This window comes from Methylobacterium sp. GC_Met_2 (assembly GCF_026540795.1).
Taxonomy (GTDB): domain Bacteria; phylum Pseudomonadota; class Alphaproteobacteria; order Rhizobiales; family Beijerinckiaceae; genus Methylobacterium.
The window spans coordinates 14,096-28,727 of the sequence record NZ_JALNUM010000002.1 but is presented as its reverse complement, the minus strand read 5'-3'; the positions used below and the strand labels follow the sequence as shown (position 1 = coordinate 28,727).

Annotated in this window: 15 protein-coding genes; all 15 read left to right on the top strand. The window is 68.6% G+C overall.

The features are described from left to right. The first annotated feature begins 245 nt into the window (after nucleotides 1-245). The 15 genes from OXS49_RS01065 (at nucleotide 246) to plsY (ending at nucleotide 14,601) form a co-directional block, all read left to right on the top strand. Entirely contained in the window at nucleotides 246-833 is a 588-nt protein-coding gene (locus OXS49_RS01065; RefSeq protein WP_267420971.1) for an AprI/Inh family metalloprotease inhibitor, read from the top strand. 87 nt (nucleotides 834-920) lie between these two features. Then, nucleotides 921-2,834, top strand: coding sequence for an ABC transporter ATP-binding protein (locus tag OXS49_RS01060; RefSeq protein WP_267420969.1), 1,914 nt, complete (start codon nucleotides 921-923; stop codon nucleotides 2,832-2,834). A gap of 78 nt (nucleotides 2,835-2,912) precedes the next feature. After that, nucleotides 2,913-4,307, top strand: coding sequence for an MATE family efflux transporter (locus OXS49_RS01055; protein WP_267420967.1), 1,395 nt, complete (start codon nucleotides 2,913-2,915; stop codon nucleotides 4,305-4,307). 465 nt (nucleotides 4,308-4,772) lie between these two features. Further along, nucleotides 4,773-5,372, top strand: a complete 600-nt coding sequence (gene petA / locus OXS49_RS01050) for a ubiquinol-cytochrome c reductase iron-sulfur subunit (protein ID WP_267420964.1) — start codon at nucleotides 4,773-4,775, stop codon at nucleotides 5,370-5,372. 13 nt (nucleotides 5,373-5,385) lie between these two features. Next, nucleotides 5,386-6,672 carry a cytochrome b N-terminal domain-containing protein gene (locus OXS49_RS01045; RefSeq protein ID WP_267420961.1) on the top strand — a complete coding sequence of 429 codons (1,287 nt, stop codon included), beginning with the start codon at nucleotides 5,386-5,388 and terminating at the stop codon, nucleotides 6,670-6,672. Nucleotides 6,673-6,696: 24 nt separating this feature from the next. Then, a complete protein-coding gene (locus tag OXS49_RS01040; protein ID WP_267420958.1) occupies nucleotides 6,697-7,602 on the top strand; it encodes a cytochrome c1 in 906 nt (301 codons plus the stop codon). 198 nt (nucleotides 7,603-7,800) lie between these two features. After that, nucleotides 7,801-8,676 (top strand): S-methyl-5'-thioadenosine phosphorylase, encoded by an 876-nt coding sequence (locus tag OXS49_RS01035; protein ID WP_267420956.1) that lies wholly within the window; start codon nucleotides 7,801-7,803, stop codon nucleotides 8,674-8,676. Nucleotides 8,677-8,760: 84 nt separating this feature from the next. Beyond that, nucleotides 8,761-9,348 carry an imidazoleglycerol-phosphate dehydratase HisB gene (hisB, locus tag OXS49_RS01030; protein WP_244000063.1) on the top strand — a complete coding sequence of 196 codons (588 nt, stop codon included), beginning with the start codon at nucleotides 8,761-8,763 and terminating at the stop codon, nucleotides 9,346-9,348. A gap of 69 nt (nucleotides 9,349-9,417) precedes the next feature. Then, nucleotides 9,418-9,903 carry a DUF2628 domain-containing protein gene (locus OXS49_RS01025; protein WP_267420952.1) on the top strand — a complete coding sequence of 162 codons (486 nt, stop codon included), beginning with the start codon at nucleotides 9,418-9,420 and terminating at the stop codon, nucleotides 9,901-9,903. Nucleotides 9,904-9,922: 19 nt separating this feature from the next. Further along, on the top strand, nucleotides 9,923-10,582 hold the full coding sequence (gene hisH / locus OXS49_RS01020) for an imidazole glycerol phosphate synthase subunit HisH (RefSeq protein ID WP_244000059.1): 660 nt from the start codon (nucleotides 9,923-9,925) through the stop codon (nucleotides 10,580-10,582). A 37-nt stretch (nucleotides 10,583-10,619) separates the two neighbouring features. Then, entirely contained in the window at nucleotides 10,620-11,363 is a 744-nt protein-coding gene (gene hisA, locus OXS49_RS01015) for a 1-(5-phosphoribosyl)-5-[(5-phosphoribosylamino)methylideneamino]imidazole-4-carboxamide isomerase (protein WP_244000057.1), read from the top strand. Nucleotides 11,364-11,403: 40 nt separating this feature from the next. Further along, complete coding sequence (locus OXS49_RS01010; protein WP_244000055.1) at nucleotides 11,404-11,874, top strand: DUF29 domain-containing protein; 471 nt, start codon at nucleotides 11,404-11,406, stop codon at nucleotides 11,872-11,874. A gap of 20 nt (nucleotides 11,875-11,894) precedes the next feature. Then, entirely contained in the window at nucleotides 11,895-12,698 is an 804-nt protein-coding gene (gene hisF, locus OXS49_RS01005; RefSeq protein WP_267420945.1) for an imidazole glycerol phosphate synthase subunit HisF, read from the top strand. Continuing rightward, entirely contained in the window at nucleotides 12,695-13,999 is a 1,305-nt protein-coding gene (locus OXS49_RS01000) for a dihydroorotase (protein WP_267420943.1), read from the top strand. The genes hisF and OXS49_RS01000 overlap by 4 nt, the downstream gene beginning before the upstream one ends. Then, on the top strand, nucleotides 13,999-14,601 hold the full coding sequence (gene plsY / locus OXS49_RS00995; protein WP_244000049.1) for a glycerol-3-phosphate 1-O-acyltransferase PlsY: 603 nt from the start codon (nucleotides 13,999-14,001) through the stop codon (nucleotides 14,599-14,601). Before OXS49_RS01000 ends, plsY begins: the two co-directional genes overlap by 1 nt. Nucleotides 14,602-14,632: the final 31 nt, after the last annotated feature.

Below are 14,632 nucleotides of genomic sequence, written 5' to 3'. Positions count from 1 at the left end.
CGATCTCTTCCGAAATGGATTCCGGTTCGGCGCCGAAAAACGCGTCACCGCAGAAACTCAGAGTCGGTCGCGATCGGGACCGGCACTGAGTTTGCGGCCTGAACGCCACACTTCTTCGAAAAGGCGCGCCTTCCGCGACGGACTCACCGGGCATCGCCGGGGCCGCCTTGCAGTCAGCGCATTTGCCGCCGAGTCAGGAGCGACGCGCGAAAGCGTGCCCGTTCAAGCCTGACCCAAGTGGATCGATGCTGCGCCCGAGTTTGTCGACGTTCGCCGTTCTCTGCCTGGCCGCCAGCCTCGGGGCCTGCGCATCCAGCCGGCTCGACGCACCACGCACCCGGGCGCCGCAGGTCGGTCTCGAGGCCGTCCCGGCCGTTCCGTCGGGAACGGTGACGGCGGCGCCGCTCGCCCCGCCGCCGGGCGTGGCGGCGAGCCCCGACGCTTCGCTGCCCCCTCCCGGCCCGCAAGCGGCCCTGTCGCCCGCCACGCCGACGGTGATCGCGGAGCCGGTCACCCCGCCGGCACCGCCGCCACCGGTGGTCGCCACCGGGCGCGCCGCTGTGGTCGGAAGCTGGGATGCCCGGGACGCGACCGGGGCGAACTGCAAGGTCACGCTCTCCAGCGCCCCCGCTCTCGACCTCTACAAGGCCTCGGCCTCGGCCTGCCCGAACAAGGATCTGGCCAAGGTCTCGGCCTGGGATTTCCGAGACGGGGAGGTCTACCTCTACCAGCCCGGCGGCACCGTGGCGGCCCGCCTGCGCCAGGGCGGGGGCGGAGGCGGCCTGGAAGGCGCGCTGACCAAGTCGGGGGCCGCCCTCGCGCTGAACCGCTGAGGCGGTTGGCGCGACCTCCGCGCGCGGTTGGCGCGGCGCGCCCCGCGCTTACATGAGGGGCTCCCGTAGCGTCACGCCCCAGGCAGCATGTTCCTCGATTGGCTCGAGCGCCGCGTCGATCCGTTCGCGCCCTTTGACGAATCCCAGATGCCGCCGCGCACGGTGCTCGGCTTCGCGTGGTTCTACCTGCGCCCGATCCGCGCTGCGCTGGCGGCCCTGTTCGTCATCGCGGTGCTCGCCGGAACGGTCGAGGCCTCGCTCTATTTGGTCATGCGGTGGTTCATCGACCTGCTCGGCACAGCCGATCGCGCCACCGTGCTGTCGGATCACGCCACCGGCCTCGGCTTGGCGGTGCTGCTGATCGCGGGGGTCAGGCCGGTGTCGATCTGGGCCCACGAGGTGCTGTCCAACCAGCTCATCGTGCCGCAATCGACGAGCCAGATCCGTTGGCGGGCGCATCTCTACACCCTCGGTCACGCGCTCTCGTATTTCCAAGGCGACTTCTCGGGACGGCTGGCGAACCGCGTCGTGCAAGTCGGGCCGGCGGTGCGCGAACTCGCGGTCGTGTTCATCGACACGCTGCTCTACGTGGCGATCTATGCGGTGACGGCGGTCGGCCTGTTCGGCTCGATCTCCCCATGGCTCGCCCTGCCGGTCCTGATCTGGATCGGCGCCTACGCGTGGCTGACCGCATGGTTCGTGCCCCGCGCCCGGGCTCGCTCGCACAAGACCGCCGATACGCGTTCGACGCTGATCGGCCGCATCGTCGACAGCTACACCAACATCCTGACCGTGAAGCTCTTTGCCCGGGATCGGGAGGAGCGGGCCGCCGTGCGCGACGCCGTCGACGTTCATACCGAGGCGTACCTGCACCAGTTCCGGCTGGTGACGCTCACCACCAGCCTGCTGGGTGTCCTCAACAGCGCCTTGCTGATCGCCACGGGCGCGGCCTGCATTGTCCTGTGGCGCGGGGGCGGCATGACGACCGGCGAAGCATCGGCGGGGCTCGCCCTCGTGCTCCGGCTCATCGCGATGTCGGGCTGGGTGATGCAGACGGTGCGCGGCGTGTTCGAGAATGTCGGCGTGGTCCAAGAGAGCATGCAGACGATGGCGCGTCCTCACGGGCTCCTCGATGCACCGGACGCGCGGGAACTCGCGGTCACCGGCGGCGAGGTCCGGTTCGAGACGGTCGGCTTCCACTACGGTCGCGGCGACGCGACGGTGATCGAGGACTTCTCCCTGACGATCCGCCCCGGCGAAAAGGTCGGCCTCGTCGGGATCAGCGGCGCGGGAAAGTCGACGCTCGCGAGCCTGCTGCTGCGCCTCTACGACGTCGAGAGCGGCTGCATCCGCGTCGATGGGCAAGATATCGCCACGGTGACGCAGCAATCCCTGCGCGAGGCGATCGCGATGGTCAGCCAGGACACGTCGCTCCTGCACCGCTCGATCCGCGACAACATCGCCTACGGCCGGCCGGAGGCCTCCGATGAGGCGATCGCGCGGGCCGCGCAACTGGCCCATGCGGACGGCTTCATCGCCGATCTCGTCGACCACAAGGGGCGGCGTGGATACGACGCTCAGGTCGGCGAGCGTGGCGTCAAACTCTCGGGCGGCCAGCGTCAGCGGATCGCTATCGCGCGGGTGATTCTCAAGGATGCGCCGATCCTGATCTTGGACGAGGCGACCTCGGCTCTCGACAGCCAGGTCGAGGCGGCGATTCAGGAATCCCTCGACACGCTGATGGCCGGCAAGACCGTGCTGGCCATCGCTCATCGGCTCTCGACCATCGCGGCCCTCGACCGGCTCGTCGTGATCGAGCGCGGGCGCATCGTGGAGGAAGGGACGCATGCGGAACTCGTCGCCCGCGGCGGCGTCTATGCCGGCCTGTGGTCGCGGCAATCGGGCGGCTTCCTGGCCGACCAATCGAAGCTGGGGGCACCCGAGGCCGAGCCTACGCCGGACCGGCGCGCGCGACAGGTTTCAGACGCATTACGCGGATAGAACCCAACCCTGAAGGACGAGCGCCGACACGCAACGGCAGCCGATCCGTCCTGATCCCGAACAGACCGAGAGTTTTTCATGCCGGCACTCGACCTCGCGGGTCTTCCCGCGCGGGAAGGGGCCCCGTCACACCGCCCCTGGCTCCGCGAACTGCACGCGACACTCGCGCTAGCCGGGCCGCTCGTGCTCATCAACCTCGCCCAGCACGGCCTCATCATGGCCGATGTCGTCATGCTCGGCCGTCTCGGCTCCGAAGCCCTGGCGGCAGCGACCCTGGCGCATGGACTCTACTTCATCCTGTTCATCGGTGGCCTGGGTTTGACCGGGACGGTAGCGCCGCTGATCGCGGCGGCGCTCGGGCACGACCCAGGCGCGACCGACGCCGCGCGCCGGACCCTGCGGGCCGGCTTCTGGGCTGCCACGCTGGTCGCTGCGCCCCTGATGGCGATCCTCTGGCACACCGGCGCGCTCCTCGCCGCGATCGGCGAACCGCTGCCCCTGGCCGAGGCCGCCGGCGCCTACATGCGTGTCCTGCAATGGGCGATGTGGCCGGCCCTGCTATTCATGGCCCTGCGGGGAGCGCTTGCCGCCCTGCAACGGCCGGGCTGGGCGATGGCTGCGAGCCTGGCGGCGCTCCCGGTGAACGTCGCCCTGGGACTCTGGCTCGCCTTTCCGGCGGGTCTTGCCCTCGGCATGACGGGCATCGGCGCCGCCACGCTCTGCTCGGCCGTGTTCAGCCTAACCCTTCTGGTCGTTGTGGTGTTGTGCGATCCGCGTCTCCGGCGCCACCGGTTGCTCCAGGGGTTCTGGCGCTCCGACGGCGCGCGGCTCGCCGCCGTGTTCCGCCTCGGCCTGCCGATGGCGGCCACCGGCCTCGCCGAGGCCGGATTGTTCGAGGCGGCCGCCCTCGGCATGGGCCTGTTTGGGGCCAGCCAGCTCGCAGCCCACGCCGTGGCGATCCAGATCGCGGCCGTCTGCTTCATGGTGCCGAACGGCGTCGCGCAGGCCGCGACCGTCCGCGTCGGCCTGGCCTTCGGACGACGGGATGGAAGCGGTGTGCGCCGGTCCGGCGCGGTTGCCCTCTGGCTCGCATCCTCTTTCATGGCCCTCTGCGCGCTCACGCAGCTTGCTGCCCCGGACCGACTGACCGGCCTGTTCCTCGACCTCGGCGATCCGGCCAACGCAGCGGTTCTACCGATCGCCGTCGCCTTCATCGGCTTCGCGGCCCTCTTCGCGGTTGCGGACGGCATCCAGTCGGTGACGCTCGGGATGCTGCGCGGCCTGCAGGACGCCACCGTTCCGATGTGGATCGCAATCGGCGGTTATTGGGGACTCGGCGTGCCGTTGGGCGCCGCCTTGGCCTGGGGCGCGGGGCTTCAAGGCTACGGCATCTGGCTTGGCTTCTGCGCCGGCCTCTTTGCGGTGGCGAGCTTGCTGGTTCTGCGGTGGCGATGCCTCACCGTCGCCTCCTGATTCGGGAATCGATCCAAGCGTTGTCTTGAGACACCGCTCATATCCCCGTCGGTCGCGAAGCGATGCAAACCGGGGGTCCGCATCACCATCAGGTATCGCCCGGCTTGGGACATTCGTGGCAGCCGGGATGGCGGAGGGAACGCAACACCGAGCGTACGCGCGTGAGAACCCGATCCGGCGGCGTTCGGACGCCGGATGTGAACAGCGCCCCGTCGCCTGGGTCGACCGCACAGGACGGCCGACAAGCGCGGACAGGCTCCGAGGCGGGCGCTTCCCGGCAATCGGCACGATATCTGGACAGACACGTCCGATCCGTATCGCTGCGCCGCAAACCGTCGCTTGACTCAGGGGCGGCAGACGGTCTCATTGCCCCGATTAGAACGATAATGCTTTGATCCTGGCTACAGCCGGGAGACCAGGGCAGAGCGCCTGCGGCCCTCACGCCGACGCACGGAGTTCATGAACTTGGCGAACACATCAGCCGCCGCGCCCGTTGCCCACGGGCAGGATACACACGGGCAGGGCACGCACGGGCCGGAGGGTAGCCGGCGCGACTTCCTGTTCCTGGCAACGGGCGCCGCGCTCGCCGTCGGGGCCGGCTCCGTCGTCTGGCCGCTGATCTCGTCGATGGCGCCCGACGCCGACACCATCGCGGCCGGCGCACCGATCGAGGTCGACCTGACGCCGATTCAGGACGGGCAGATCGTCAACGTCTTCTGGCGCGGCAAGCTGATCTTCGTGCGCAAGCTGACCGCGAAGGAATTGACCGATATGAAGGCGGTCCCGCTCTCGGCGATGATCGACCCGGCCGCCTTCACGACCCGTGTCAAGAACGGGCACGACCAATGGTTGGTAGTGTACGGCAATTGCACGCATCTCGGCTGCGTGCCGATCGGCCACCAGGGTAATTTCGAGGGCTGGGCTTGCCCCTGCCACGGTTCGCAGTTCGACGCGGTGGGTCGCGTGCGCCATGGACCGGCGCCGATCAACCTGCCCATCCCGCCCTACGCCTTCCAGACGGATGCCAAGATCCGGATCGGCGAAGGCGGCAAGGAAGCGGCCTAAGGAGGACGGAAGCATGAGCGGTACGGCCAGCACCTACGTCCCGAAGAGCCGCGTAGCCAAATGGTTCGAGGCGCGTCTGCCCATCGCCGGGCTGGTGCACTCGTCCTTCATCGCCTACCCGGTTCCGCGGAACCTCAACTACTTCTGGACCTTCGGCGCGATTCTCGCCGCCTTCCTAGGGATCCAGATCATCACCGGCGTCTGGCTGGCGATGCACTATGAGCCTTCCGCGACGGGCGCCTTCAACTCCGTCGAGAAGATCATGCGCGACGTGAACTACGGGTGGCTGCTGCGCTACGCGCACGCCAACGGCGCGTCGATGTTCTTCGTCGCGGTCTACGTCCACATGTTCCGGGCGCTGTATTACGGGTCCTACAAGGCCCCCCGCGAGGTGCTCTACATCCTCGGCGTCGTCATCTACCTGCTGATGATGGCCACGGCCTTCCTGGGCTACACGCTGCCCTGGGGCCAGATGAGCTTCTGGGGTGCCACCGTCATCACCAACATCCTGGCGGCGATCCCGGTGGTCGGCGACACGATCCAGACCCTGCTCTGGGGCGGCTACTCGGTCGGCAACCCGACGGTGAACCGCTTCTTCTCGCTGCATTATCTCCTGCCCTGGATGATCGCCGGCGTCGTCGTGCTCCACGTCTGGGCGCTGCACGTCACGGGTCAGAACAACCCGGCCGGGATCCCGATCAAATCGGGCAAGGACACGGTGCCGTTCACCCCCTACGCGACGGTCAAGGATGTGTTCGCGACCTGCGTGTTCATGATCCTGTTCGCGTGGTTCCTGTTCTTCCAGCCGAACTTCCTCGGCCACGCCGACAACTACATCCCGGCGAACCCCGCCGTGACGCCCGCGCACATCGTGCCGGAATGGTACTTCCTGCCGTTCTACGCGATCCTGCGCGCAGTCCCGAGCAAGCTCGGCGGCGTCATCCTGATGTTCTCGGCGGTGCTCATCCTGGCTTTCGCGCCCTGGCTCGACACGTCGCGCATCCGCTCGTGCAACTATCGGCCGATCTACCGCCAGTTCTTCTGGGTGTTCATCGGAACGACCCTCCTGCTCGGCTGGCTCGGCTCGCAGCCTCCGGAGGGCGGCTACGTGATCGCGTCGCAGGTCTGCACGGCCTACTACTTCGCCCATTTTCTGATCGTCATGCCGCTCTGCGGCCTGTTCGAGACACCGAAGAAACTTCCGGGCTCGATCCTCGAGAGCGTGACCGGACCGGGCAAGCAGGTCAGCGGATCCGCCATGCCAGCAGGCGCCGCAGCCGCTCCGACCACCAAGGGCTGACGGGCTGACGACAGGACCATGAACATGACCCGCGTCCTCCCGATGACCGCCGCGGCCGCCCTTGCGGCCTTCCTGATCGGCGCCGTGCCGTCCTCCGCCGAGGAAGGCCATGGCGGCCCGATCCCGGCCCGCGTGAAATGGAGCTTCGCCGGCACGTTCGGCCGCTTCGACGCCGCGCAGCTGCAGCGCGGCTTCCAAGTCTACAAGGAAGTCTGCTCGGCCTGCCATTCGATGAAGCTGGTTTCCTTCAGGAACCTTGCGCAGGAGGGCGGACCCGACTTCACCGCCGGCCAGGTCCAGGCGCTCGCCGCGACCTATCAGGTCAAGGACGGGCCGAACGATGCCGGCGACATGTTCGACCGCCCCGGTCGCCCGGCCGACACGTTCCCGCCGCCCTTCCCGAACGATCAGGCCGCGGCGGCGGCAAACGGTGGCAAAGCGCCCCCGGACTTTTCGGTGATCGCCAAGGCGCGGACCTTCTCCCGCGGCTCGCTCTACTTCCTCACCGACTGGCTGCCGCTGATCGGCTACTCGGAGCAGGGCCCCGACTACATCCACGCGCTGCTCAACGGCTACGAAGAGGCGCCGAAGGATTTCACGGTTCCGGACGGCGGCCACTACAACAAGTACTATCCCGGCCACATCATCGCGATGCCGCCGCCAATCTCCGACGGGCAGGTCACCTACCTGAAGGACGACAAGGGCCAGCCGGTGGCGCCCGAGACCGTCGATCAGTACGGCAAGGACGTCGCGGCCTTCCTGATGTGGTCGGCCGAGCCCCACATGATGGACCGCAAGGCCCTGGGCTTCCGGGTGATCCTGTTCCTGATCATCCTTTCGGGGCTGCTCTACTACGTGAAAAAGAAGATCTGGGCTGATGTCGGCGGCGAGGTCCACGGCCTCCAGCCGGAGCTGCACAAGGCGTATTGAGCCGACGCACCTGATCGATGATACCGGTGGGCCTCCCTTGTGGGGGCCCATCTTTTTTGGGCCGGGGCTCCATGCTACCGCTCGGCCACCGCGATGACCGGCCTTTCGACGACGCCTGTCCGCTCCGGCGCCTCAGAATGAGGTGGTGGTTGAGACGAGCGGTTCGTCGATGCGCCGCGCCATGACAGGGATTTAGGCATGACGGCAGCGGTACTCGGGGTTATGGGCGGCTCCGGCGTCTACGACCTGCCTGGGCTCGAAGATGTCCGGGAGGAACGTGTGGCCTCCCCCTGGGGCGAGCCTTCGGACGCGCTGCGCATTGGGCGGATCGGCGACACCAAGATCGTGTTCCTGGCCCGCCATGGCCGCGGACATCGCTTCTCGCCCGCCGGGATCAACTACCGCGCCAACATCGACGCGATGAAGCGCGCCGGGGTCACCGATCTCGTCTCGCTTTCCGCCTGCGGCTCGTTCCGCGAGGAGCTGCCGCCGGGCCTGTTCGTGCTGGTCGATCAGTTCGTCGACCGCACCCATGGCCGTGCCAGCTCGTTCTTCGGCGACGGCTGCGTCGCCCACGTCTCGCTGGCCCATCCGGTCGGGCCCAGCCTCCAGTCACGCATTGCGTCAGCCGCCAAAACAGAGGAGATCGCCGTCCATCGCGGCGGTACCTACGTCTGCATGGACGGGCCGCAATTCTCCTCGCTCGCCGAATCCCGGGCCTACAAGGCGCAGGGCTTCGACGTGATCGGCATGACCAACATGCCCGAAGCCAAGCTCGCCCGCGAGGCCGAGATCACCTACGCGACGATCGCCATGGTGACCGATTTCGATTGCTGGCACCCCGGCCACGACGCCGTGGACGTGGCCGCCGTGGTGGCGGTGGCGCGCGCCAACGCCGATAAGGCAGCGCGGCTCGTCGCCCGGCTGGCGCGCGATTTCCCGGCCAAACGCGAGCCCTGTCCGGCGGGCTCGCACCGGGCACTGGACGGGGCGATCATGACGGCGCCGGCCGTCCGCGACCCCGCGCTGCTCGCCAAACTCGACGCCGTCGCAGGGCGGGTGCTGAATGGATAGGCAGCGGCCCTTTCCATTTCAGCAGGACTCCCTCTAGAAGGCGCGGGCGGCAACGGCCGCCCTGGACGCGAAATCCGAAGACAAATGCGTAGCGCCACCATCACCCGGAAGACCGCGGAGACCGACATCGCGGTCACCGTCGCCCTCGATGGGACCGGCCGATCGACGATCGCCACCGGGATCGGCTTCCTCGACCACATGCTCGATCTGCTGGCGCGGCACGCCCTGTTCGACCTCGACGTGAAGGTGGACGGCGACCTGCACATCGATCAGCACCATTCCGCCGAGGATTGCGGCATCGCGCTCGGTCAGGCCTTCTCGAAGGCGCTCGGGGACAAGCGTGGGGTGACGCGCTATGCCGACATCCACCTGCCCATGGACGAGGCGCTGACCCGCGTTTGCGTCGACATTTCGGGTCGCCCGTTCCTGGTGTTCCGCACCGCCTTCAAGGTCGAGAAGATTGGGCAGTTCGACACCGAACTGGTGCGCGAATGGTTCCAGGCCTTCGCGATGAATGCCGGCCTGACCCTTCACGTTGAGACGCTGTACGGCGACAACGCCCACCACATCGCGGAGAGTTGCTTCAAGGGGCTGGCTCGAGCCTTGCGGAAGGCGGTGGCGATCGATCCGCGGGAGGAGGGGCGCGTTCCCTCCACGAAGGGCTCCCTGTAGAGCATCTTGTCGTCGCGCTTCCCGGCCGCCTCGATGGCGGTTCGAGAGCGCCGTTGTCGGAGTCCCGCGATGCGGATGCGCAGCTACACGCTCCACCTGCCCCCCGATGCGCGCCCGGGCGAATCGATTGGCCTCGATCGGGCCGTTCTGGTGCCGGACGGCTTCTCGTGGTCCGCCTTTGCGTTCACGGTGCTGTGGTTCCTCTACCACCGGCTGTGGATCGCGGCGCTGATCGTGCTGATCGGCCTGATCGCGCTCGCCGGCGGGGGGATCCTGCTCGGGCTGCCGACCGGCGGCGGCCTGATCGTCACGCTGCTCGCCGGATGGCTGGTCGGGCTCGAAGCGTCGAGCCTGCGCCGCTGGACCCTCGCCCGGCGGGGCTGGCCGGCGCGCGATGCCCTGATCGCCGCCACGTCCGAAGACGCCGAAGCGCGCGCGCTCAATCGGTGGCTGGGCGCAAGCCCGGCGGTGGCGCGCGCCCCCTTCCCAAGCGGCCCGAGCCGCCGGGGCGAGCCCGTGATCGGCCTGTTCCCTGCTCAAGAGGGCGCCCGGTGATACGGCGGACGACACGCGCATGAGTACCGAGACCGTCGCGATCATCGATTACGGATCGGGCAACCTCCATTCCGCCGCCAAGGCGTTCGAGCGTGCCGCCCGTGAGTCCGGGCGCGATGCACGGATCCGCCTGACGGCGGACCCGGAGGTGGTAGCCACAGCCGATCGCGTCGTCCTGCCCGGCGTGGGCGCTTACGCCGATTGCCGCCGCGGGCTCGACGCCGTGCCCGGCATGGTCGAAGCGATGACTCAGGTGGCTCACCGGGACGCGCGGCCGTTCCTCGGCATCTGCGTCGGGATGCAGCTCCTGGCGACCCGCGGGCTGGAATACACCACGACGCCGGGTCTCGGCTGGATCCCCGGCGATGTTGGCCCGATCAGGCCGTCGGATCCGGCGTTGAAGGTCCCCCACATGGGCTGGAACACCCTGCAGCCGGCCCGCGAGCACGCGCTGCTTGCCGGCATTCCCACCGGCGAGGACGGCCTGCACGCCTATTTCGTGCACAGCTATGCGCTGTCACCCGAAAGTCCCGACGACGTGGTTGCCCGCGCGGATTATGGCGGACCGATCACCGCCTTCGTCGCCCGCAACAACGTCGCCGGCACGCAATTCCACCCCGAGAAGAGCCAGCGGCTGGGCCTCGCGCTCATCGCGAATTTCTTGAACTGGCGGCCCTGACGGCGGCTCCGCCCCGGCAACAAGGATAGATGTACCCGTGATCCTCTACCCGGCGATCGACCTCAAAGAGGGACGCTGCGTCCGCCTCATCCAGGGCGACATGGCCCAGGCCAAGGTGTTCGGCGACGATCCAGCTGCGCAGGCCGCGATCTTCGAAGGGCAGGGCTTTCCCTGGCTCCACGTGGTCGATCTCGACGGGGCATTCGCGGGCGCTCCGCGCAACGCGGCGGCGGTGGACGCGATTCTGGAACGCGTCACCATCCCGGTGCAGCTCGGCGGCGGCATCCGCGAGATGAAGACTCTGGAGGGCTGGCTCGCCAAGGGCGTGTCGCGGGTGATCATCGGCACCGCGGCGGTGCGCGATCCTGAATTCGTCCGTGAGGCCGCCCGCCAACATCCGGGGAAGATCGCGGTCGGCATTGATGCCAAGGACGGGCGCGTCGCCGTCGAGGGCTGGGCACAGACCTCCAGCATGACCGCCGAAGAACTCGGCCGCCGCTTCGAAGACGCGGGCGTCGCGGCGCTCATCTACACGGACATCGCCCGGGACGGGATCCTGAAGGGCCTCAACGTCGAGATGACCCTGGCGCTGGCGCAGGCCGTGCGCATCCCGGTGATCGCCTCCGGCGGCCTCGCGTCGATCGACGACGTGCATCGCCTTCTCCAGCCGGATTGCGCGCTGATCGCCGGCGCCATCACGGGGCGGGCGCTCTATGACGGGCGGATCGATCCGCAAGCGGCGCTGGCGGCGATCGCTGCGGCGCGCGGTCCGGCTTCGTGATAGAGGAAGCACAGCGAGGGCGCCGATACCGGAGGCTTCGATGACTGCATTGAAGACCTGGCCCGCGCCGGCCGGAACGGCCTACGCGGACGATTTCTACACCTGGACCCAGGAGCAGGGCGCGCGTTTGCGAGCCGGGGATGTCTCAGAGTTCGACCGCGAAAATCTTGCCGAGGAGATCGAGAGCTTGGGCAGGAGCCAGTTCGCCAGCTTGGTGAGCGCCTTGCGCGTGGTGCTGCTGCATATGCTGAAGGTCGATCATCAGCCTTCCAAACGGACACGAAGCTGGTTGATCTCGGTTGCGACGCATCGCATCCATATCGCGGACGAGTTAGACGATAGCCCTGGGTTGAAGAGCCGCCTCGTCGAAGCAATCGGCAAGGCTTATCGCCTCGCGCGCCTCGCGGCGGCGCAGGAGATGGGGCTCGCGGTCGGGAGCTTCCCAGAGACCTGCCCTTACACCTATCAGGACATCACGGATCGCCCCTTCGCGATCGATCCCGAATCCTGAAGCGAACGGACGAGCCCCTTTTGCTCAAGACCCGCATCATCCCCTGCCTCGATGTGAAGGACGGGCGCGTCGTGAAGGGCGTGCGCTTTGAGGGCCTGCGCGATGCCGGCGACCCGGTCGAGGCCGCCAAGGTCTACGACGCGGCCGGCGCCGACGAGCTGTGCTTCCTCGATATCACCGCGAGCCGCGAAGCCCGGGGCACGCTGCTCGACATCGTCAGCCGAACCGCAGAGGCCTGCTTCATGCCGCTGACCGTGGGTGGCGGGGTGCGCACCGTCGAGGATGTTCGCGCGCTCCTGCTCGCCGGGGCCGACAAGGTCGCGATCAACACCGCGGCCGTGAAGGATCCGGACCTCGTCGCCCGCGCGGCGGAGAAGTTCGGCGCCCAGTGCATCGTGGTGGCGATCGACGCCAAGCGCGTCTCGCCGCCCGGGGCGCCCGCGTCCTGGGAAATCTTCACCCATGGCGGCCGCGATCCGACGGGGATCGATGCCGTCGCCTTCGCCCGATTGGTCGCCGGGAAGGGCGCGGGTGAATTGCTGGTCACCTCCATGGACAAGGACGGGACACGCTCCGGCTACGATCTCGCCCTCACACGGGCGATCAGCGACGCGGTCTCTGTGCCGGTCATCGCCTCCGGCGGCGTCGGCGGCCTCGACGATCTCGTGGCCGGCGTGGCCGAGGGCGGGGCGAGCGCGGTGCTGGCGGCCTCCATCTTCCATTTCGGACAGGCGAGCGTCGCCGAGGCCAAGGCCCATATGGCGGCGGCCGGCCTTGCCATGCGTCTCGATGGTCCGGCCTCATCCGCGAGGACGCCCCTGTGAGCAGCTACCTTCTGGCGAACGCCAACCTCCTCGACCCGGCGACGGGACGGAAGACCCCCGGTGCGGTCCTGGTGCGGGACGGCCGGATTGCCGACATCGTCGGCGGCGCAGCTCCGGGCACGCCGGACGGCGCAAAGCGCATCGACTGCGCCGGCCGAGTCCTGACACCCGGCCTTATCGACATGCGCGCCTTCGTGGGCGAACCCGGGGCCGAGCATCGCGAGACCCTGGCCTCGGCGAGCGCCGCCGCCGCCGCGGGGGGCGTGACCACCCTGGTCTGCATGCCGGACACCAACCCGGTGATCGACGGGCCGGCCATCGTCGATTTCGTGCTGCGCAGGGCCCGCGACACGGCGAGCGTCAACGTCCTGCCGGCCGCCGCGATCACCAAGGGGCTCGCCGGCCGGGAGATGACCGAGTTCGGCCTCCTCAAGGAGGCCGGCGCCGTGGTGTTCACGGACGGCCTGCATGCGGTCGCCAACGCCCAGGTGATGCGGCGCGCCTTGACCTACGCCCGGGACTTCGACGCCCTGGTGATGCAGCATGTCGAGGATGCGGATCTCGTCGCCGAAGGCGTGATGAACGAGGGCGAACTGGCCTCCCGCCTCGGGCTGATGGGCATCCCCCGCGAGGCCGAGACCGTGATGCTGGAGCGCGACATCCGCCTCGTGCGGCTGACCGGCGCCCGCTACCACGCCGCCATGATCTCCTGTGCCGATTCGGTGGAGATCGTCCGCCGGGCCAAGCAGGATGGCTTGCCGGTGACCTGCGGGGTGTCGGTGAATAACCTCGTGCTGAACGAGAACGACATCGGCCATTACCGCACCTTTTGCCGACTCTCGCCGCCGCTGCGCGACGAGGCCGACCGGCACGCGATCGTCCAGGCTTTGGGCGAGGGCGTGATCGACGTGGTCGTGTCCGATCACAACCCGCAGGACGTGGAGACCAAGCGCCTGCCCTTCGCGGAAGCCGCGGACGGCGCCCTCGGGATCGAGACCCTGCTGGGTGCGGCCCTGCGCCTCGTTCACACCGGCGACCTCGATCTGGCCAAGCTCGTCGCCGCGCTGACGGTGAACCCGGCCCGGATCCTCGGGCGCGAAGCCGGCCGGCTCGCAGTTGGTGCGCCGGCCGATCTTGTGCTGATCGACCCCGATCTGCCCTATGTTCTCGACAAACGGCGGTTGAAGTCGCGTTCGAAGAACTCGCCGTTCGACGAGGCGCGCCTCCAGGGTGCTGCGGTGCTCACGCTGGTCGGCGGAGCGATCGTCCACGCGGCCGACGATTTGGCAGCGGCGGCCTGATGCCCCCGGATCTTACGACCTGGGCCGCGCTGGGCGGGCTCGTCATCGGATACGCGCTGGGCTCGATCCCGTTCGGCCTGATCCTGACGCGCTTCGCCGGACTCGGCGACGTGCGGTCGATCGGATCGGGCAATATCGGCGCCACCAACGTCCTGCGCACCGGCCGAAAGGGGCTGGCGGCCGCGACCCTGGTGGGTGACGCCCTGAAGGGGACCGCGGCGGTCCTGATCGCCGGGCAGTTGGGGGAGGGGCCCGCGCTCGCCGCAGGTCTTGGGGCGTTCCTCGGCCATTGTTTCCCCGTCTGGCTCGGCTTCAAGGGCGGCAAGGGCGTCGCCGTCTTCATCGGCGTGCTCCTCGCTTTCTCCCTGCCGGCCCTCGGAATCTTCGCGTTGATCTGGCTCGGTCTCGCCTTCGCGCTGAAGTATTCGTCGCTTGCGGCGCTCGTCGCATCGGCCGCGACGCCCCTGGCGTTGTGGGCCCTCGGCGCGCCGGCGCAAGCTGTGCTGTTCCTGCTGCTGGGCGTGCTGCTATGGTGGAAGCACGCGCCCAACATCCGCCGGCTGGCCTCCGGCACCGAGGGGCGCATCGGCCAGAAGGGCTGAGCGCACGGACGGGATGCGCGGTCCTCGGGGG